Consider the following 19,238-nt stretch of genomic DNA (forward strand, 5'->3'; position numbering starts at 1 on the left):
GCGGCAGGTATATGAAAGCCCCCGTTCTTCGTCCTACGCTCTGACTTGTGGACAAAGTGTCCCGAAGTTGTGGCCACACTCCCGGAAAAGTAACAGGACAGCGGGTAACCGTCAAGGCTGAAATGAACGGGTTTACACCCGGCCTTGACCGCCGCCCGCCGTCCCACTGAATGGGTGGACAAGGCGGTCAATCCCTCAAAGTGCTTGTCCGCGCTCTTTCTGATTTTGAGGTATTCAGTTTTTCAAAATTGAATAATCAAAATAAATTTTTTCGATTGAAAAAATTTTATTTGTTATCATCTTCAATGCCATATTTTTTCTTTTGCCGAATCACATAATTACTGATTTTTTCATCATATAGTGGATACTGGTAATCCAACTGGCATGCCACTTCTGACGAAACCTCCCGGAACAATGCCATACATTGTTCAAAGGATTCCCACATATGGGGATAGGAATCCATATTATAAGTGGACATAAGTCGTTCCCACAATTCCTCTGGGGCATATTGCTTCATAAATTTATAGTTTTTTCCCAAACTGAAATGAAATCCCTGTTTGATACCAATCAGCCAGGAAATCATGCGAAGCAATTCTTTTCGTACTATATCATTCATATGGTCAATAGCAAAAAGAATTTCTTTGCGGCATAAGCCCTTTACTACATATGTTGTAGTATTCCAAAATTCATTACAGCAATCGTCAAACATTCTTTGAGTAGGCTTCTGCAAGTGGTAGTCTATATCCGTTGGTATTGGCGGCTTTACGATACGGTTGTCTTTATCCAACAGTAACTTTACCAGTTTATCCCATGTAAAATACTCGTCTATCAGTTCCAGCGGCAGCAAAGTTAAATCTATCTTAACATCATCAGTAAACAGCATTAAATATGAAAATCCCTTTTCTACAGCTGGAAATAATTCCATATCTTCCGGCTTTTGCAGAATCAACCTTTCACCAAATATATCTAGCCATTTATCATCACTTGTGAAGCTGTCCATATCCGTAACAAAAAAAGTAATATCAAAATCCTGAAAATCATCAGGCGGAATATTTGTATTTGTTCTAGATCCTTCCAAAGTAACCATGCGAATGCGTTTGTCTGTTTTTGCAAAATTCAAAACAATATCATAAACTTCCTTTTCTGATCTCATTTTTATCTCCTCCAATTATTGAAATAGGTGTGAAACCATTTTAGGGCTTTCCCGCCTTGATTACCCTTTAGCAAAGACGGGCGGGACTGTCAACGGCGGCGCATGAAATGCGCCGTTCATCTTGACCGTTGACTGGCTCGGCTGGCTTTGCTATTTTCTCGATGAAAAACAATTTATTCGTACTTATTTTCATCATTGTCATAGTAAACCACATGAATGGAATACTCTTTTTCTGGGTTTTTAATTGAGATAATATCCATATCATCTGTGCTGTATCTCAATGTATCTTGCACTTGTCCATTTATTGTATAAGTGATTTCGGCATACTCTGTTTTAGCACCATTAAACCAAATTAAATCATACCATTCTCCGTTTATTGCAACGCCACCAACAATAATCTCATCACTATTTCGGTTTGTTGATGTACTAAATTTGTAATCTCCATTTCCTGTTGGTTCAAAGATGGCAAGTGTAGATTTATTATCTGCACTATATGCTCCACTCACGATATAACCGCCAAGTTCCAGTTCTTTTGCAATAGTCCATTCATTCCCCTTTGAAATTGCGGTGTTCAGTATGCTTTCTCTGCTGGTAATGGTATCTCCTTTGGGAGTTAAACTAAAGAAATATAAAAAAGCGGCAGCAACGCAAATAACAGTCGCTGAAATTATCAGTAACCATTTTTTCATAACCAATACCTCCATATAATCTGATTTATTATTCTCTTACTTCCGTCCTCGCTGCGGCTTTGGATTTTTCAGCAAGTCCGACTTCTGTGCAATCTTTTTCAGCCACTTCTTTTCTTCCTCGGACAGCTTCTTATAATTCAGTTTGAGCCGCTTGCAGATAAACATCATAGCCGCCTGCTCTGGGTCGCTGTCCGGGCTGGTGGTTTCCTCTGCGGTCTGCAAGAAATCTTCCAGTGGGTTGTCCTCCGGGACACTAAAAAAATCGTCCTTATGGGCTTCCCGCAGGTCGAGGGCTATCTTGTTTATGTCCTGCTGTATCACATAGCGGCAAAAGCTGTCGTCGTCAATATGGGCGGTAATAAGCTGCCGTAACTGCGGGTCGGTCAAGCCGGGATTGTGCTGTTTCATAATCGTTGCGCTCACAGCGTCCACGATGGCATTTGCGCTCTGCACCTGTTTTCCCGCCACGCCATTCACATAAATTTCAAGGTCGGCCATGAGCCGGGGGAAATCCGGGTGTGTCGCCAGTTCACATAAGAGGGAATTGTCCACCAACCCGCTTTTCAATAGTTCAATCATATCGTCACTCAAACGCAGGTCTGCAAGGTCGGCGTTTGAGTGATTTTTCGTTTCAGACCGGCCCAGCAGATAATCAACGGTCACTTCATAAAACTTTGCCAACTCAATAAGGGCATAGTGGCTAATGTCCTTGAACTTGTCCCCCTCATAACTACCCAAAGCAGACTTGGAGAGATGGGTCTGCTCCGCAAGTTGTTCCAGCGTCAAGCCACGCTCTACACGCAGGTCTTTCAATCGTTCTTGTATGGATAGTTCCATGCTCTCCCTCCTTCTGGGCAAATTTCTGATATGTTAGTTGCTTATTTTTGAAGTTCTTCGGGAGTTATAAGATATTGATTTGACTTTTGTAAAATAAGGCGAATTTTTTCTTGTTCTATCCCTTCATCGACCATCGCTCGAACTAATGACTGCTCTTTATTATCTTCCCCTATTTCAATTCCCGCAAAAATTGCCTGTCGCACATTTTCTCGAATTGAATTATTGTTTTGGCTTATTATTGATGCAAATAACTCTTTGACATAAGAGGACATCTGATCTAATACCTTTGGAAGATTTGTTTTAATGCAATCGTTTCCCCATTCAGTTGCTGTATCCATTCCGGTATCAACAAATGAATCCATCATTTGTTGTATTTTGCTTTTGGTTTTATTGTTCACGTAGATACCCCCTCTATAATTTTTTATGGATTTCTTTTATTCTATCACAATTCCGAGAACGTGGAAATAGCCTGTTTTTTAAGCCGATTTCCTACCTTTCGGATATACGGGACGGACGGTCATTTAGGTGTAGACTTAGGGTAGTTCATCGATGGACAGCACCTTGAAAACAGAATGACCGTCCGAAAAGGAATACCCCGGCTGGGGAAGCACCGCAAGGAGCCGGACTTCGGGACAAAATGTCCCGAAGTTGCGGGGAGCGTGCCTCGTCGCCGCAAGCTGCGTATCATTCGCTTCCGCCAGATGGCGAAAGCTCACTCGCTCCGCTGCGGCTCCTCTCCCCACAAAGCAAGCTTTGTGGGGGCCCCTGTTGGGAACACGCCGCAGGAATGGGGCAGGAAACCTTTTCGGGGAGAACGGCAACGGAAAGCAAAATGGAGGGAACGCATGAGAGATAACCCCTATAAAGACTTGCCGCCGCTGGAACGCAGGCCGGACGGTTCCCTTTACCGCATGACACCGGCGCAGAGAAAACAGGCGGCCAGCCTGATACGCCGGGAGTGCTGTTGCTGTGAGGACGGCAACTGCATTGTCCTTGACGATGGGGACACCTGCACCTGCCCGCAGACGGCTTCTTTCTCGGTCTGCTGTAAGTGGTTCCGCTGGGCGGTCTTGCCGCTGGACGGGACGCTGGAAGCGGAGATTTTCCGTGATAAGGACTTGAAACGCTGTGCGGTCTGCGGCGGCGTGTTCGTCCCCAAATCCAACCGGGCAAAATACTGCCCCGGCTGTGCCGCCAGAGTTCACAGGCGGCAGAAAACAGAAAGTGAACGGAAAAGGAGGTCTGCTGTGGACAGTTAGGAGCGAAAAAAGCCTTGATTTATCAGGCTTTGCAAGCCCCAAACCGGGGCAGGTGGTATAAAGTATCGCCCGCCCCGGAAAACGGGCTTCTAACCGTCCACAAAACGCACTATGACAAATACCATCTATATCCATCAGCCGGAAAAGGCGTTCAGCTTCACCCGGCTCCCGAATTTCCTCTTTGAAGCCCCCACATTCAAGCCCCTGTCCAACGAGGCAAAGATTCTGTACGCCTTTATCCTGCGCCGGACAGAGTTATCCCGCAAGAATGGGTGGGCGGATGACTGCGGACGGATTTTCCTGTATTACCCTATCTGTGAAGTAGTTGACCTGCTCCACTGTGGGCGGCAGAAAGCGGTGAACACCCTGCGGGAACTGCAATACGCCGGACTGGTGGAGATCCAGAAGCAGGGCTGTGGAAAACCCAACCGCATTTTCCCCAAATCCTATGAAGCGGTTCCAAACACCGACTTCAAGAAATCCCGTTCTGGTACGCCGGAGGACTGAAAACTGTACCCATGAAGTACGGAAACCGCCCCCCTGAAGTACGGAAACCGGACGGTATATAGAAATACAAAGATTAAAATGATTGATTTATATCCATTCCATTCCTATCGTATCAGAGATAATTCCGGCGGGATTTTCCCTGTGGAAAACCCCGGATAGGAAAGGAATGGGGAAAGGAGCAGAATGGCGCAACACGCAATTTTGCGGTTTGAGAAGCACAAGGGCAACCCGGCAAGGCCGCTGGAAGCCCATCACGAAAGACAGAAAGAACAATACGCCAGCAACCCCGACATTGACACCAGCCGGAGCAAATACAACTTCCATATCGTCAAGCCGGAGGGACGCTATTACCACTTCATTCAGAGCCGTATCGAGCAGGCTGGGTGCCGGACAAGGAAAGACAGCACACGGTTTGTCGATACGCTGATAACTGCCAGCCCGGAGTTTTTCAAGGGGAAATCCCCAAAGGAGATACAGGCGTTTTTCCAGAGGGCGGCGGCTTTCCTCATTAGCCGGGTAGGACGGGAAAATATCGTGTCGGCGGTGGTACACATGGACGAGAAAACGCCCCACCTGCATTTGACCTTTGTTCCGCTGACAAAGGACAACCGCCTGTGTGCAAAGGAGATTATCGGCAACCGGGCAAACCTGACGAAGTGGCAGGATGACTTTCACGCCTATATGGTGGAGAAATATCCCGACTTGGAGCGTGGGGAAAGCGCCAGCAAGACAGGCCGGAAGCATATCCCCACCCGGCTTTTCAAACAGGCAGTTTCCCTCTCCCGGCAGGCCAGAGCCATTGAAGCCACGCTGGACGGCATTAACCCGCTGAACGCCGGAAAGAAAAAAGAGGAAGCCCTCTCCATGCTGAAAAAGTGGTTTCCGCAGATGGAGAATTTCTCTGGGCAACTGAAAAAGTACAAGGTCACAATCCATGACCTGCTGGCGGAAAATGAGAAGCTGGAAGCACGAGCCAGAGCCAGCGAGAGCGGCAAAATCAAAGACCGCATGGAACGGGCAAAACTGGAAAGCGAACTGCACGATATGCAAAGGCTGGTTGACCGTATCCCGCCGGATATACTGGCGGAACTGAAACGGCAGCAGCATGGAAAGGAAAGGTGATTTTATAAGCAATATCAGATACAAAAAGGAAACAGAAGTCGTGACTTTTCAGGGAAAGGAAATCACGCTGGAAAACCTCTCCCCGGTGTTCACGCCGGAGCAGGAAGCGGCCAAACGCCGGGAACTGGAGCAGCAGCTTTATGAGGTGTTCCGCAAGTATGCCGATAAGCGGCGGAAAGAGGAAGCCGGGGCATAATTCCCGAAGCCATCGTTGATTTGCGGGGCTGCTGGCGGTATAATAGGACTGTCAGCAGCTCCGTTTCTTTTTTAAGAAAAGGAGCGACAAAATGAATAACAGGATAGACGCGATCTATGCAAGGCAATCGGTAGACAAAAAGGACAGCATTTCCATTGAAAGCCAGATTGAGTTTTGCAAATACGAATTGAAAGGCGGGAACTGCAAGGAATACACAGACAAAGGGTACAGCGGCAAGAACACAGACCGCCCAAAGTTTCAGGAACTGGTGCGGGATATTAAGCGGGGCTTGATTGCAAAGGTCATTGTTTACAAACTTGACCGTATCAGCCGTTCCATTCTGGATTTTGCAAACATGATGGAACTGTTCCAGCAGCACGATGTGGAGTTTGTGTCCTCGACGGAGAAGTTTGATACCTCCACCCCGATGGGGCGGGCCATGCTGAATATCTGTATTGTGTTCGCCCAGCTTGAGCGGGAAACGATACAGAAGCGGGTGGCCGATGCCTACTACTCACGAAGCCTAAAGGGGTTCCGCATGGGCGGCAAAGCTCCCTATGGGTTTCACACGGAGCCAATCAAGATAGATGGTATCAATACAAAGAAGTTAGTGGCAAATCCCGAAGAAGCGGAACAGGTCAAATTGATGTTTGAGATGTACGCCGAACCGGGAACTTCCTACGGCGATATTGTCCGGCATTTTGCGGAGCATGGTATTAAAGATTTTTCCCGTCCGGCACTCGCAAGCCTTTTGTGCAATCCCATTTATGTCAAGGCTGACCTTGATATTTATGAGTTTTTCAAAAGTCAGGGGACGGTCATCATCAATGACGCCGCTGACTTTACGGGCACAAATGGGTGCTACTTCTATCGTGGCCGGGGAATGAAAGGCGACACCAAACACAATCTGCAAGGGCATACGCTGGTTATGGCTCCCAGCGAGGGCTTGGTTTCTTCTGAACTGTGGCTGAAATGCCGAAAGAAGATTTTAGCCAACACCAGTTATCAGGCGGGACGAAAAGCGGTCAATACTTGGTTAGCTGGGAAAATCAAATGTGGCAGGTGCCAGAAAGCGTTAAAAGCCGAGGGCAGTTATGGGCGGTGGTACTTCCGTTGCAGTAAGCGTTCCGATAACAAAAGCTGTGAGGGTGCGGGGACGCTCCGTATTCCCGATACGGAAGCTGTTATCTATGCCGCTATGGTAAAAAAGCTAAAACCGTTCCAGACCATCAAGGGGCGAAAAAATGCTATGAAGTCCAATCCAAAGCTGACCGCCCTGCAAGTAGAACTCGCGCAAATCCAGCACGAAATTGAAACGCTCATTGACACGCTGACCGGGGCAAATCCCGTCCTGCTCTCCTATGTGAACAGCAAGATTGAAGAACTGGACGGACGCAAGCAGGAGCTTGTCAAAAAGATAGCGGAGTTGAGTGTGGATACCATCAGCCCGGAACAGGTCAAAGAAATTTCCGGTTATCTGGACACATGGGAAGAAGTGGACTTTGACGATAAGCGGCGGGTGGTGGATTTGATGATTTCCGCAATTTACGCCACAAGCGAAAGTATCAACATCGTTTGGAAGATATGACGGCGCATAAGCGCCGCCATACAACGCAACCTTTCGCCCTTTGTAAACTAAGCTACACGATCTTTTAGATAGATTGATTGTGAAATAATTTCAATCCAATCACCACATCTATCATAAGTTCCACAATGAGAATTATACTAATGGCAAAATTAAAATTACATAGGTTATATAATCCGATATAGATTTCACAAGTAAGAAATACAACTTGCAGACACAAATTTAAGTATGTCACTAAATGCTCGTTAGTTCTATTCCACAATCTAAACAGGAACATTGTAAAAATAGGTTTTCCAGCAAAAGCAAAGAGTACTGACAATATCGGCACCAAAAATATATAGTAAGAATCTACTGCATTGCTGGGGGTTGTACCTACCCATTGAATTGCTATATTATCAGGAACAACGAAAAATAAAACAATAGATAAAATAACATTGATTATTAAGATGATTGTTGTTGCTTTGCAAAAATTGATTTTTTTCATGGTGTTTTCTCCTGTTATAAGTGTGCTTTATTTAGTCGGCAGCATAATGGAAAATTCCGAACCCTTGCCCGGCTCCGAAACCACTTTGATATAGCCGCCCTGTCGCGTTACGATCTCGCGGGCCAGATACAGGCCAATGCCCACGCCCTGCTGTTCGTGTACTTCTTCCTCACGATAGAAGCGCCGGAAGATAGCGGCCTGATTGCTTTCAGAAATTCCTTTGCCAGTGTCGGTCACTTTGATCTCCACATACATTTCCCACAGCACCACCGACACAGCGATTTTCCCGCCTGCCGGGGTGTACTTCACCGCATTGTCCAGCAGGTTAAAGAGGGCTTCGGATGTCCACTTGCTGTCATGGGAAACGGTCAAATCCTCCGGGCAGTCCACAGACACGGCGATTTCCTTTTTCTCCGCTGCATACACGATCCCACTCATGGCCTGCGCCACAGTATCAAAGAGGCGGCCCGATTTCTTATCCAACTGGATCACGCCTGTTTCCAGCCGGGAGGTTTTCACAAGGGCCTGAAAGAGAAAGTCCAGTTTATCCGTCTGGCTGCGGATTCCCCGGATAAAGTCGGTGCGCTCCGCCTCGGTCATAGGCTTTTCCAGCAGGGTGTCCGTCGCCATTTTCAGATTGCTTACCGGCGTTTTCACTTGATGGGAAATATCCGATACAAGGGTCTGCAACTCCTGCCGTTCCTCGTCCACCCGGCGGCGGTTCTCCTGCATGATCTGGTAAAGCCTTGCCAGCCGGTGTCCAATTCTGGCAAGTTGGGTTTCGCTGTCCTCTGGCCGCTGGGGCGCTTCATTCCCGGCGATCATGTGGTCTAAAGTCTGGCACAGGTCAGCGGTAAACTGCGACAGCCTCTTTCCAAAAACCTGCGTCAGTACAAAAATCCCCACAAGGGCGCACAGCAGCAGCGTCCCGCCTGTCAGCAGCACCGCCGTCTGTTTTGTCACAAAAAACAGGGCTATGGTGATCCCGGACATGGAGAGGACAAGCCCCATTGCCACCCGGCCAAACAGCCGCTTTACTGATAGGTTTTGAAACTTCATTTTGCCTCGCCTCCCGTCCATTGATAGCCCATGCCGTAAACGGTCTTGATGTAGGGTGCGCCGCCGTCGGATTCAATCTTGCTGCGAATCCGGCTGATGGAAGTTGTCAGGGTGTGTTCATCCACAAACCTTTCGTCTATATCCCACAGCTTTTCCAAAAGCTGCCCACGGGTCAGCACTTGCCGGGGATTTTTACGAAACAGGTTCAGCATTTTGTACTCCATCGGGGATAGGGTCAGGGGCTTGCCGTTTAAGGAGGCCGTCTGCTCCGAGAAGTCCAGAAACAGCCGTCCGTCATCGTAAATGTCCTTAGCCGGTTTGTGGTGTTCCAGCATGGCGAACATGGCTTTGATCTTCCGCTGCAAGGCCCCGATTACAAAGGGCTTTGTGATGTAGTCCACCGCGCCCACCTCATAGCCCCGTATCTGGTCGCTCTCCTGATCGTTGGCGGTCAGGAATATTACGATGGTGTCCGGGTGCTGGGGCTTTATCAGCTTGCACAGTTCAAAACCGTTCCCGTCCGGCAGGTTGATGTCCAGCAGCACTAAATCAAATTCCCGCTGGCGGATGGCTTCGGCTGCGGTTCTGGCATTTAGGGCAGAAGTCACGCCGTAGCCGTCTGCGGTCAGGTTATAGTCTAACATCTTATTCAAAAAACTGTCGTCCTCGACAATTAAAATCTGCTCCATATTCTCACTTCCTTTGCTTTTTGCAGATAGTATAACAGGCAAATGTCCGAGAATTGTTACAAGGACAAATATATTTATCATTTTACAGCTTTTTTATGTGTACTGCAATTTTATAAAAGAAAGGACAGCAGTATCATCAAATTGCTGTCCTTGCGGTTTATTATAGCTGGTAGTGTATAAGCGTGGGTTCATCATATTTGGTGTGGTATCTTTAACTATGGGAAACTCCGCTACCGCATCTTGAAAAAGCACGGCTTTATCAAGTTTGAAGTGGAAGAAATCCAGCTTGCGAACAAGTACGAAGCGCTTGCATGGATCTGCAAAAATCAGCTTGGCCGCAGAAATCTCAGCCCGGAACGAAAGAAGTTTCTTCTGGGCAAAGAGTACGAATCGACCAAGCTGGCGGTGGGCGCACCTCTCGGCAGCAAACATGGAATACGAAAATGTGGTCAAAAATGACCACATTTTCACAGAATCCAGAACCTGTCAACGCATTGCTTCCGAGCACGGCGTTGGAGAAAAGACGGTGCGACGTGCCGAAAAATACTCGCAGGGCATAGATGCCGCTGAGGAAGCGGTGCCCGGAGCACAGGAGGAGATCCTGACCGGGCGCATCAAGGCAACGGATGCACAGATTGCTGCTTTGCCTGCGATCCCCAAGGAAGAGCGTCCGGCCATTTTGGACGAGCTTCGGAAAGAAAAAGGCAAACGGAACGAGAATCTGCTTTCCAGACTGAAGCCGGAGCGTCCGCCGCCAAAGTCTGCGCCGCCGAAACCGCCGGAACCTCCGCAGAACGAGGAACCCGCAGCACCGGAGCCGGTGACACCCTCCCCACCGGAGGAGGAAATCGAACCTGCCAGCAACGGACCACCAAGTTTTCTTCAGAAGATACAGGGGCACAAGCGCCACCTCTCGGAGGAGGACATGGCACGGTTGAAGGTATCGGTGGACAGCCGGTACCGAGACCGCATTGCAAAAAGTGGTTCCATCATGCTGTGCGAGTTGCAAGGCGCAGCAGAGGATTTTATGTTCCGATGGGGCATTATTTTCCAGAACTATCCGGATGTTTTAACCAATGAAACCAGCAGGGAAGAAGTTTCTGCATTGATCGACCGAATGACGACCTACCTGAACACTGTAAAGGAGATGTAAATATGTTGAATTCCAACCTGAACCTCAGCACCCTGCCCGAAAGCACCTTTACCTACCAGTTCGTGAACAGCGCATTGCTCTTCCCCTGCATGGAATACCAGCGCCTTCTGCGCACGGAGAAGGTGGCATCCATTGCGGAAAACTTCTCGGAGTACATTGCGAATGATCCGAAGGTCAGCTTCCGGGATGGCCGCTATTACGTTTTTGACGGGCAGAACACGGTGGAGGCACGTCGGGCCTGCAACGGCGGTAAGGACCTGCCCATCCGCTGCAAGGTTTTCCTTGGTCTGAGCAAGGAGGACGAAGCAACGCTCTTTGCGTTGCAGACCGGCATTTCCACCTGCCTGACGGCGGGCGAACGTCTGCGTGCCAATCTGGTGGCAAGAAACCCGGATGCGATCCACTTTGTGAGAGCCACCGTAGATACCGGTGTGGAGTTTGCCTACGACGGCATCCGGGCAGCCTGGAAGATCTACTGCATCGAAACAGCATACGAACTCTACAAGCAGTACGGCAGGGAGCGCTATATTGAGATGCTGAACATCATCAACGAGGCGTGGCGGGGCAATGTGGATGCCTACCTTGCCGGGGTGATCCGGGGCGTGACCCGGTTTATCTCCGTCTATGAGGGCGAATACGACCGGGAACGGCTGGTGCAGCAGTTGGCACGAACCCACCCCAAGACCATCACCCAACTGGCGCAGAAGGATACCGGCAGCTCTGCCAACCGTCATATGCGGCAGATTCTTCGTATCTATAACGGTGCCAGCCGTGAGATGAGTCTGCCGCTGAAAAACTGACAGTTTCGTTTTACCTCCTGAACAACAGCCGTCGTGGTATCCGTCTGCGGCGGCTGTTTCTTACATAAAAAGGAGGTTGATTTTTATGTTACCGAACAATTGGAGATATCTCAGAGGGGACATCTACTATGCAGACATGGAGCCGCATATCGGCTCGGAACAGGGAGGGAAACGCCCTGTGGTAGTTCTGCAGAACAACATTGGAAACCGTCATTCGCCTACATTGATCGTTGCAACTGTTACTACCTGGACGGAAAAGAAGAAAAACCAGCCCACCCATGTGCTGGTGGATTCCAACCCGGCTTTTGAAGAACCGTCCATGATTCTTCTGGAGCAGATCTTCACGATCGATAAACCCCGCATCGAACGCTTTATGGGCTATGCCAGCAAGGCTGAAATGCTCCGCATTGATATGGCTTTGCTGGTCAGTCTGGCTCTGAATGTTCTGAGCGGAAACCGCAGCGAATAGCGGACAACCAGTAACCCGTAAAAATGAGGTGATAGCGATGTAATCGGAGGTGAGTGAGCCATGCGAAAGAGTGCCCCCATTGAAGTGGTGGTACATTACCCCAAAACGAAAGAGGGATGGGACGAACTCGGAAAACTGGTCGCAACCGCCCACGCCAACTATGTGATCGAAAAAATCGACCGTCTGAACTGCCCCACATGGCAGAAGCTCGAATTGCTGCAGGCAGTGATCGATACTACCAAAGGAACTTACAAACCCAAGGAACACCAAAAGCCCGGCTGGCAGCCGAGCCGATAAACAAAGCCCCACGCTCAACATATGCTTTTCTGCTCTGACCGGAGACGGTCAGATTCAGAGGCAGTGTTGAGCGTGGGGCTTTTTGTGTTACATAAGTTTTTTGAAATACGGCTGACACAACAAAACTGTTGATTGTTGGCAGCCAATATGGTATCCTGTGACATTGCGTAACACGCAAAACAGTTCCGCTTTTTGCTGAAAGAGCGTATCGAAACCGTCCTGATGGAGCAGCAGAAAAAGCTTTTTGAAAAGTAAAAGCTCTTGCGTCCCGTGAAAAAAGAAGGTAATATAAATACAGAGCAAGACACAGAACGCAGGGAGGGATGAAAACCATGTTTTACGAGATCATGCACCGGGAAAGCTGTGTGGCACAACTCAGCACGACAGGGGAATGCAGGGTCTGCCTCGAGGATTTCATGCCCTATGATCTGGTTCTGGTGGAATCGGATGATTTTGACGAGCGCATCAATAATGTAACGAACTTTTACTATTGGTGTGCCTCCCGGATGTTGACGTTGGATCGCACCTACGCCAAGGAAATCCTGAACAGTATCGGTGCATCTCAGAGTGTTACGGACAGGGAACGAGCACAGATTGCATTATCCTACCATTGTCTGTCTTTGCTGGATGTGTTCTGGGTGAAAGAAGAAAACGAGAAGATTCGATTCGAGGATATCAACCTTTTTGCACACTCCTTAAGCAATGCGCTTGTGGATATTGCGCTGCGGGGGCACCAAATGACGGTGACAAACGCCCATCTTCTGGCAAATGACCTGTCTACGGGCGGCTTGTACCCCAAGGCGTGGGTGCGAAAAGAGGATGGCTTCTATCTTTACAAGGATGGTGGCAGGGAAGCGGTGGAACGTGAAGTGCTGGCAAGCAAAATCTGCCGGTGCTTTGACTGCCATCAGGTACTGTATGAGCAGGGGATGTTTGAAAATGAGCCGGTTTCTATCAGCAAAATCATGACATCTCAGCGATACAGTCTTGTGACCTATGCAGCCTATGACGTCTACTGCACGAACCATGATTGGAACACGCTGGATAAGATCTTAGAGTTGGATGCTCCCAGCTACTATATGATGAACATTCTGGATTATCTGGTGGGCAATACCGACCGTCATTGGGAAAATTGGGGTCTGCTGGTAGATAACGAAACCAATCAGCCCATCCGTCTGCATGACCTGATGGACTTCAACCGGGCGTTTCAGCAGTACGACACGCCAGAAGGCGCAAACTGTCTGACCGTGGGAAAACGCCATCTGAGCCAAAAAGATGCTGCAGTGGAAGCGGTGCGGAACATCGGACTGAACCAAGTCCGTCAGGTGGAGCACACCGTATTCTCCGAGCATCCGGCATGGAAAGCAACGTTTGAAGAACGACTGTGTGTTTTACGGAACGCCATGTAAGTCAGAGCGAATATCAGAATAATTGAAACAGAATGATTCCATAACGAAAGCCCGTCTGCGCTGCCACATATCGTGGCTTGCAGACGAGCTTTTTCGTTTGGCCGGAGAAAAATTACCATACCTCACATGCGAAGCATAGATGGAAAATCGGAACCAAGGTTTTCCATCAGATGGCAAAAGCACTTCTGACTGATGGTCTTTTGTCCGCTTTCCCAGCAGCGGATGCTTGTCCGGCTGACCTTTGCGTGGCCGGCAAGCTGCTGACGGCTCCAGCCTTTTGCCTCCCGGTATCTGCGGAGGAAGGCTCTTCCGCCCCGGTGCAGAAACAGGGTGTAGTCGTCCAGAATATCCTCCACCGGGATGCCGTAAAGGGCGGCGAGCTTGTCCGCAAGTTCCGGCGTAAAGCTGCGGTGAAATATGCCGCTTTCCAGATCCCGATAGAGCCATTCCTCCATGCCAACCATGGCAGCAACCTCTTTTTGCAGCAGGTCAAGACCATAGCGGCACCAACGCAGACGGTCCCATGGGTTCGGGATGTCGGCGTAAGAGTGGTACATACGGTAGAACGCCTGCGCCTCTACGGTGGTGCGGGGGCCTGCCAAACTTACCTGTAAGATGTATAGAGGGGTTAGACCACAACCCTCACATGACACCCTCTGAAGCAGAAAAAAGGAACCGCTCTCTCGGCTCCCAAAAATCCATTTTGACGTAGATACGTCATTGCGTGAAAGAGGTGGATTCTCTTTTCCATCCCAAAGTGCGCTGGGGAGAGGATAGCAAATGAGCTGCGGATGCATTTTCGCAGGGAGCGCAGAAATGGTGTGGTCGTTTCCCTGCAGGAAACACTGGAAGCGGGAAAGGAGGACAGCGCACTGACCCTTTCCGATGTACTGCAGGACGGTTTCTGCATGGAGGATGCCTGTGAGCGGCAGGACGAGGCCCGGCGGCTGCGCAGGCTGATCGAGGGCCTGCCCGCCCGGGAGCGCAAGCTGATTCTGCTGCGGTACGGGCTGGCGGGTCAGCCGCCCCTGACCCAACTGGAAACGGCACAGCTGCTCCAGATCAGCAGAAGTTATGTCTCAAGGCTCGAGACCCACGCACTGAATCAGCTGCGCAAAGGTTGGCTTCAAGAATCACCGGGAGAATAAAGGGTGCCGCCTGCGGGCGGCGTACATATCCTCTTTTACAATGGGATTGGGTGTGGTATACTGAATTCGTAAAATTGAAAACAGGGAAGGAGCAAAATGAAATGAAGATCCGTAAGGCAGAGGAAAAAGATATTCCCAGACTTCTTGCGCTGCTGGGGCAGGTATTGCAGATCCACGCTGAGATCCGACCGGATGTTTTTATTCCCGGCACCACCAAATACACTGTCTGCGAACTGGCTGAACTTATGAAGCAGGAAGATAAACCCATCTACGTTGCCGTGAACGAAGATGATGTGTGTATGGGATATGCCTTCTGTCAAATGCAGGAACAGCCATTTTCTACGAATATGGTGCCCTTTAAGTCACTGTTTATCGACGATTTGTGCGTCGATCAGTAGGCACGGGGACAGCACATCGGGGAAAGCCTGTTTGAATATGTGAAGCAGCAGGCAAAAGAGCAGGGGTGCTATGAGGTGACGCTGAACGTCTGGGCAGGAAACACCTCGGCAGAGCACTTTTACGAAAAAATGGGCATGAGGACAAAGGAACGGCAGATGGAATATATCCTGTGAACCGGGTGGCTTATCTGGTGGGGCACCACCATAGCCCGGAGCAGATCAACGAATACCGCCGAGGAGCTTTCCCAGTTGGGAGGCATCCTCGGCGGATTTTTTAGTTTATATAGCAGCATTGCGGAGCAATGCGCCTGTTACCCGTATATTTTCCCCACGATCTTTCCGCGTGCTGCGGCGGGAATGTTGATCTGGTTCGAGTATACCGCATCGCAAGGCGACTGTCTATACTGATAGCCGGATTGTGGAAAAGTACAGGGATCAACTTGCGCAAATTTTTACGCAGGTTGGCCTCTCTTTTTTACACAGCCAATGCCAATTAGCGCTTGAAATCGAAATGCTGCGCAAGTATACTATACTAGCTATACTGTACAAGCTTGATCAAAAATCAGTATGCCAGTTGACCATAAAAGACATACCAGAATTGAAATGCGCGGCAGAATCAAAACCCTACGAGGATGAAAATGAAATTCGATAGAAGACTTACAGATGAAATCTATACTTCCGATACGGTAAGGCTGGGAAAAAATGCATTTCAGGCCATGCGGGAGACGGTCTATCATAATGGCGGTGTCGGAACCATTACCGGGTACTATGATGCCGAATTGTCGATCCTGTCGGTCAGTGATCTGTTGCTGCATAATCTGAACCACAGCTATGCATCCCTGATGGAGCAGACAAAGGGTTCGTTGAAGAATCTTTTCTATAAGAAAGATGCCGCATTCCTTGACAATGCACGCTTTCGTCAGCTCCAAGGCGAAGGGGAAGGCCGGATCCTTACAGCAGATGGCTCTCCCGTCTATGTGCGTCTCTACAAAAAAGATGCAGTCGATACGGATGGAACGCCGATCTGGATCATGTCAGTACAGATGAACTGGGCGTATGAGAACCTTGCGCTGGTTAATGAATCCATCCATTCTGCACTATGGTATTTTGAGTGTAATGAAAACGGTGAGATCGTTCATGTGAACTGGAGCCATGCGTTCCGGCAGATCCTTGGATATCACGACATTCTGGATTTTCCGAACAAACTGGATTCGTGGTCAAACCTTCTGCACCCGGAGGACTATGACCGGGTAATGCAGCTGCTTTTGGAAACGATTGCGGACAAAACCAATACTACAAAGTATAATGTAGAGTACCGGCTGAAAATGCAGGATGGCCAGTACCAGTGGTTCCGGGCATCAGCGGAGGTGATACGTCGTCTGGATGGTTCGGCCAATCGAATTGCTGGAATCATCAGCAATATTGACGCGGAAAAAAGAAGCCGGATGCAGGCGCAGCGGGCGGCGGCATTTCACCGTGCATTTACCAGCGCAAACCTCTGCGAATACTATGTAAATCTGGAAAAGAATACCTTTGATACGTTCAAAGTGGAGCCCTCTTTGATGACGGCCTTTGAGCAGAACTACACATGGGATGGACTGGTCAGATTCTTTGTGGATAACTATGTGGTGGAAGAGGACAAAAAGACCGTAACGAATTTCTATAATCGCGCCTACATCACGGAAAAATTAAAGGGGCTGGAGACGGAGCTACGTCAGGAGTGCCGCATCGTTCTGGATGGGGAGGAACGATGGGTCAGCAACGTGGTCATGCGCGGCGAGATCGAAGATTCCGAATATGCGATGATTTTTCTGCGGGACATCACAGAGTCCAAAGCAGAGACGGCACGGCGGATGCAGATGGCCTCAGATAACGCATCGATGGATCTTTTGATCCAGAGCATGGTGCGTCTGCTGGACCGCTTTGTCGTCTGCGATTTGGAGAATGACCGGTATCGGTTCTATAACCTGCAAGGCGACATGATCTATGCGCCGACGGGGGCTTACCATGATTTTGTGGAGCAGGTGGCTGTAAGGTATAAGACGTTGGAGCCATTGGCGGCGATGGACGCATTGTTCTCACCGGAAAATATCCGAAAGAATCTGCAGGGCGAGAACGACATCTACAAATTTGAATACTGCTCCATAGATGAGAACACCTATAAGATCGGTTCCTTCATTCCGCTGGAGTGGGATGGCACAAAGCTGGTCAAAGCACTGTTGGCATCTATGGATGTGTCACAGGAGAAAAAAGCCGAGATCGAATCCCATAAGGCACTGAAGGAAGCGTACCGGGCAGCGGAAAACGCAAGCCGCGCCAAGACAGAATTTCTCTCCAATATGTCCCATGATATCCGTACACCGATGAATGCAATCGTTGGCTTGACCGCCATTGCGGGTGCGAATATCGAGAGTCAGGACAAGGTGGTCGAGTGCCTTGGCAAGATCACAAAATCGAGTCGTCATCTGTTGGGACTGATCAATGAAGTGCTGGATATGGCCAGAATCGAGAGCGGGCGAATGAGCCTTGCGGAGGAGGATTTCAGCCTGCCGGAGCTGGTCGATAACCTGCTCACCCTCACAAAACCGGTAATCGACGAGCACCACCATCAGCTCGAAGTCCACATTGAGCACATCGAGCACGAAGCGGTCTGCGGCGACAGCCTGCGCATCCAGCAGGTCTTTGTGAATTTGATGAGCAACGCCGTCAAGTACACCCCGGATGGAGGAAATATCACCCTTACGATCAAGGAAAAACCGAACGGCTTTTCGGAGCTTGGCTGCTACGAGTTTTCCATCGAGGACAACGGCATCGGTATGACGCCGGAATTCCAGAAGATCATGTTCGAGCCGTTCAGCCGGGCAGACGATCACCGGACGACCAAGGTGCAGGGCACCGGTCTTGGCATGGCCATTGCAAGAAACATCGTCAACCTGATGAATGGTGACATTCAGGTCGAAAGCGCTCCCAACAAGGGAACGAAGATCACGGTCACGGTCTATCTGAAGCTTCAGGAGAACGAGAAGGAACAGGAAAAAGAACTGCTCGATCTGCCGGTACTGGTCGTGGACGATGACAAGACCTGCTGCGAAAGCACCGTTGCAACCCTTCAGGAGATCGGCATAGCGGGCGAATGGGTCCTGACCGGCAAGGAAGCCGTGGAACGCTGCGCGGCGCGGCACAAGACCGGCCGCGACTATTTTGCGGTGATCCTGGACTGGAAGATGCCGGAAATAGACGGTATTGCAGCCGCCAGAAAAATCCGGGAACGGGTAGGAGAAGATGTCACGATCATCATCCTGACTTCCTTTGATTTCAGCGAGATCGAAGAAGAAGCCAGAGCAGCGGGCGTGAATGCGTTTATGGCAAAACCACTGTTCCGTTCCCGTCTTACGGCAACTCTGCGGCAGTTTACATCCGGGAAGAAGGAGAAAAACGCCCGGAACTATCTGGAAGACTTTGCGAAGGAAAACTATGCGGGTAAGCGGATCCTTCTTGTGGAAGATAACGAGCTGAACCGTGAGATCGCAACCGAGATCATAGGAATGACGGGCGTGACCATCGACAGCGCCGAAAACGGAAAAATTGCAGTCGAAAAGGTGATGGAAGCGCCAGAAAAGTGGTACGATCTCATTTTTATGGACATCCAGATGCCCATCATGAATGGTTACGAAGCCACTGCTGCGATCCGTGCGCTTGCCGGCAGCCGGGGCAAAGTGCCCATCATTGCCATGACGGCAAATGCCTTTGCCGAGGACGTGCAACTGGCAAAGAACACCGGCATGAATGAGCATATCGCCAAACCGCTTGATTTGAATAAGCTGAACGATGTGCTGAAACAGTGGCTGTGATCCGTGCATTGCAGTAAGGCGCGTGATACTGTTGACCGGGCAATCAAAAAGCATGAAATGAAGAACGCCGAGGAATCCCTTCCCATGTGGGAGGAACCCTCGGCGTTCTTTAGTTTATTTATATAGCAGCGGT

At 49.5% G+C, this 19,238-nt stretch carries 21 protein-coding genes and 1 pseudogene; 14 read left to right on the forward strand and 8 right to left on the reverse strand.

Features of this window, described 5'->3' with window-relative positions; all coding sequences use genetic code 11:
- Positions 1-286 precede the first annotated feature (286 nt).
- The 4 genes from ant(6) to GXM22_RS05735 form a co-directional block, all read right to left on the reverse strand.
- On the reverse strand, positions 287-1,153 hold the full coding sequence (gene ant(6) / locus GXM22_RS05720) for an aminoglycoside 6-adenylyltransferase (protein ID WP_006426509.1): 867 nt from the start codon (positions 1,151-1,153) through the stop codon (positions 287-289).
- Between the two features lie 173 nt (positions 1,154-1,326).
- Entirely contained in the window at positions 1,327-1,842 is a 516-nt protein-coding gene (locus GXM22_RS05725; protein WP_242651646.1) for a hypothetical protein, read from the reverse strand.
- A 36-nt stretch (positions 1,843-1,878) separates the two neighbouring features.
- Positions 1,879-2,679, reverse strand: coding sequence for a helix-turn-helix domain-containing protein (locus GXM22_RS05730; RefSeq protein WP_005934156.1), 801 nt, complete (start codon positions 2,677-2,679; stop codon positions 1,879-1,881).
- A 41-nt stretch (positions 2,680-2,720) separates the two neighbouring features.
- Complete coding sequence (locus GXM22_RS05735) at positions 2,721-3,077, reverse strand: hypothetical protein (protein ID WP_035394436.1); 357 nt, start codon at positions 3,075-3,077, stop codon at positions 2,721-2,723.
- Positions 3,078-3,524: 447 nt separating this feature from the next.
- On the opposite strand from GXM22_RS05735, the gene GXM22_RS05740 reads away from it, so the two are divergent.
- From GXM22_RS05740 to GXM22_RS05760, 5 genes are all read left to right on the forward strand, one after another.
- Positions 3,525-3,938, forward strand: a complete 414-nt coding sequence (locus GXM22_RS05740) for a cysteine-rich VLP domain-containing protein (RefSeq protein ID WP_035394433.1) — start codon at positions 3,525-3,527, stop codon at positions 3,936-3,938.
- 111 nt (positions 3,939-4,049) lie between these two features.
- The gene (locus tag GXM22_RS05745) at positions 4,050-4,445 is read left to right on the forward strand and encodes a replication initiator protein A (protein WP_005934149.1); all 396 of its coding nucleotides are present in this window, start codon (positions 4,050-4,052) and stop codon (positions 4,443-4,445) included.
- Positions 4,446-4,628: 183 nt separating this feature from the next.
- On the forward strand, positions 4,629-5,567 hold the full coding sequence (mobV, locus tag GXM22_RS05750) for a MobV family relaxase (RefSeq protein WP_005934147.1): 939 nt from the start codon (positions 4,629-4,631) through the stop codon (positions 5,565-5,567).
- 4 nt (positions 5,568-5,571) lie between these two features.
- Positions 5,572-5,763, forward strand: coding sequence for a hypothetical protein (locus GXM22_RS05755; protein WP_425350685.1), 192 nt, complete (start codon positions 5,572-5,574; stop codon positions 5,761-5,763).
- 91 nt (positions 5,764-5,854) lie between these two features.
- Positions 5,855-7,351, forward strand: coding sequence for a recombinase family protein (locus GXM22_RS05760; protein WP_005934143.1), 1,497 nt, complete (start codon positions 5,855-5,857; stop codon positions 7,349-7,351).
- Positions 7,352-7,415: 64 nt separating this feature from the next.
- Here GXM22_RS05760 and GXM22_RS05765 read toward each other — a convergent pair whose 3' ends face one another.
- The 3 genes from GXM22_RS05765 to GXM22_RS05775 are packed head-to-tail and all read right to left on the reverse strand — an operon-like array spanning position 7,416 to position 9,580.
- A complete protein-coding gene (locus GXM22_RS05765; protein WP_005362406.1) occupies positions 7,416-7,832 on the reverse strand; it encodes a hypothetical protein in 417 nt (138 codons plus the stop codon).
- 27 nt (positions 7,833-7,859) lie between these two features.
- On the reverse strand, positions 7,860-8,891 hold the full coding sequence (locus tag GXM22_RS05770; protein ID WP_005934134.1) for a sensor histidine kinase: 1,032 nt from the start codon (positions 8,889-8,891) through the stop codon (positions 7,860-7,862).
- Positions 8,888-9,580, reverse strand: coding sequence for a response regulator transcription factor (locus tag GXM22_RS05775; protein WP_035394423.1), 693 nt, complete (start codon positions 9,578-9,580; stop codon positions 8,888-8,890). Before GXM22_RS05775 ends, GXM22_RS05770 begins: the two co-directional genes overlap by 4 nt.
- 265 nt (positions 9,581-9,845) lie before the next feature.
- Between GXM22_RS05775 and GXM22_RS05780 the strand changes: the two genes are divergently transcribed.
- The 5 genes from GXM22_RS05780 to GXM22_RS05800 all read left to right on the forward strand — a co-directional run bounded on the left by GXM22_RS05780 (position 9,846) and on the right by GXM22_RS05800 (position 13,708).
- A complete protein-coding gene (locus GXM22_RS05780; protein WP_147585152.1) occupies positions 9,846-10,733 on the forward strand; it encodes a hypothetical protein in 888 nt (295 codons plus the stop codon).
- A 2-nt stretch (positions 10,734-10,735) separates the two neighbouring features.
- Entirely contained in the window at positions 10,736-11,533 is a 798-nt protein-coding gene (locus GXM22_RS05785) for a DUF6551 family protein (protein WP_005934127.1), read from the forward strand.
- Between the two features lie 85 nt (positions 11,534-11,618).
- The gene (locus GXM22_RS05790; RefSeq protein ID WP_005934125.1) at positions 11,619-12,002 is read left to right on the forward strand and encodes a type II toxin-antitoxin system PemK/MazF family toxin; all 384 of its coding nucleotides are present in this window, start codon (positions 11,619-11,621) and stop codon (positions 12,000-12,002) included.
- A gap of 60 nt (positions 12,003-12,062) precedes the next feature.
- Positions 12,063-12,299, forward strand: coding sequence for a hypothetical protein (locus tag GXM22_RS05795; protein ID WP_005934123.1), 237 nt, complete (start codon positions 12,063-12,065; stop codon positions 12,297-12,299).
- 323 nt (positions 12,300-12,622) lie between these two features.
- A complete protein-coding gene (locus GXM22_RS05800; protein WP_005934116.1) occupies positions 12,623-13,708 on the forward strand; it encodes a hypothetical protein in 1,086 nt (361 codons plus the stop codon).
- 122 nt (positions 13,709-13,830) lie between these two features.
- On the opposite strand, the gene GXM22_RS05805 is transcribed toward GXM22_RS05800, so the two are convergent.
- Positions 13,831-14,310, reverse strand: a complete 480-nt coding sequence (locus GXM22_RS05805) for a helix-turn-helix domain-containing protein (RefSeq protein ID WP_242651645.1) — start codon at positions 14,308-14,310, stop codon at positions 13,831-13,833.
- Positions 14,311-14,499: 189 nt separating this feature from the next.
- On the opposite strand from GXM22_RS05805, the gene GXM22_RS05810 reads away from it, so the two are divergent.
- From GXM22_RS05810 to GXM22_RS05820, 4 genes and pseudogenes are all read left to right on the forward strand, one after another.
- Positions 14,500-14,856, forward strand: a complete 357-nt coding sequence (locus GXM22_RS05810) for a sigma-70 family RNA polymerase sigma factor (protein WP_005934110.1) — start codon at positions 14,500-14,502, stop codon at positions 14,854-14,856.
- Positions 14,857-14,957: 101 nt separating this feature from the next.
- On the forward strand, positions 14,958-15,254 hold the full coding sequence (locus tag GXM22_RS15405) for a GNAT family N-acetyltransferase (RefSeq protein ID WP_342589585.1): 297 nt from the start codon (positions 14,958-14,960) through the stop codon (positions 15,252-15,254).
- A gap of 12 nt (positions 15,255-15,266) precedes the next feature.
- Positions 15,267-15,428 (forward strand): annotated as a pseudogene (locus GXM22_RS15410) (GNAT family N-acetyltransferase); the annotation flags it as partial.
- A gap of 464 nt (positions 15,429-15,892) precedes the next feature.
- The gene (locus GXM22_RS05820) at positions 15,893-19,105 is read left to right on the forward strand and encodes a PAS domain-containing hybrid sensor histidine kinase/response regulator (protein WP_005934101.1); all 3,213 of its coding nucleotides are present in this window, start codon (positions 15,893-15,895) and stop codon (positions 19,103-19,105) included.
- The last annotated feature ends 133 nt before the right edge of the window (positions 19,106-19,238 follow it).

The sequence above is a fragment of the Faecalibacterium duncaniae genome (genome assembly GCF_010509575.1).
GTDB lineage: Bacteria > Bacillota > Clostridia > Oscillospirales > Ruminococcaceae > Faecalibacterium > Faecalibacterium duncaniae.

What these genes read in the sequence shown, in the direction of transcription:
- GXM22_RS05790 (WP_005934125.1), top strand. Translation starts at nt 11,619, where the DNA reads ATGTTACCGAACAATTGGAGATATCTCAGAGGGGACATCTACTATGCA.
- GXM22_RS05795 (WP_005934123.1), top strand. Translation starts at nt 12,063, where the DNA reads ATGCGAAAGAGTGCCCCCATTGAAGTGGTGGTACATTACCCCAAAACG.
- GXM22_RS05765 (WP_005362406.1), bottom strand. Translation starts at nt 7,832, where the DNA reads ATGAAAAAAATCAATTTTTGCAAAGCAACAACAATCATCTTAATAATC.
- GXM22_RS05770 (WP_005934134.1), bottom strand. Translation starts at nt 8,891, where the DNA reads ATGAAGTTTCAAAACCTATCAGTAAAGCGGCTGTTTGGCCGGGTGGCA.
- GXM22_RS05810 (WP_005934110.1), top strand. Translation starts at nt 14,500, where the DNA reads ATGCATTTTCGCAGGGAGCGCAGAAATGGTGTGGTCGTTTCCCTGCAG.
- GXM22_RS05800 (WP_005934116.1), top strand. Translation starts at nt 12,623, where the DNA reads ATGAAAACCATGTTTTACGAGATCATGCACCGGGAAAGCTGTGTGGCA.
- mobV (WP_005934147.1), top strand. Translation starts at nt 4,629, where the DNA reads ATGGCGCAACACGCAATTTTGCGGTTTGAGAAGCACAAGGGCAACCCG.
- GXM22_RS05730 (WP_005934156.1), bottom strand. Translation starts at nt 2,679, where the DNA reads ATGGAACTATCCATACAAGAACGATTGAAAGACCTGCGTGTAGAGCGT.
- GXM22_RS05775 (WP_035394423.1), bottom strand. Translation starts at nt 9,580, where the DNA reads ATGGAGCAGATTTTAATTGTCGAGGACGACAGTTTTTTGAATAAGATG.
- GXM22_RS15405 (WP_342589585.1), top strand. Translation starts at nt 14,958, where the DNA reads ATGAAGATCCGTAAGGCAGAGGAAAAAGATATTCCCAGACTTCTTGCG.
- GXM22_RS05745 (WP_005934149.1), top strand. Translation starts at nt 4,050, where the DNA reads ATGACAAATACCATCTATATCCATCAGCCGGAAAAGGCGTTCAGCTTC.
- GXM22_RS05785 (WP_005934127.1), top strand. Translation starts at nt 10,736, where the DNA reads ATGTTGAATTCCAACCTGAACCTCAGCACCCTGCCCGAAAGCACCTTT.
- GXM22_RS05740 (WP_035394433.1), top strand. Translation starts at nt 3,525, where the DNA reads ATGAGAGATAACCCCTATAAAGACTTGCCGCCGCTGGAACGCAGGCCG.
- GXM22_RS05760 (WP_005934143.1), top strand. Translation starts at nt 5,855, where the DNA reads ATGAATAACAGGATAGACGCGATCTATGCAAGGCAATCGGTAGACAAA.
- GXM22_RS05725 (WP_242651646.1), bottom strand. Translation starts at nt 1,842, where the DNA reads ATGAAAAAATGGTTACTGATAATTTCAGCGACTGTTATTTGCGTTGCT.
- GXM22_RS05820 (WP_005934101.1), top strand. Translation starts at nt 15,893, where the DNA reads ATGAAATTCGATAGAAGACTTACAGATGAAATCTATACTTCCGATACG.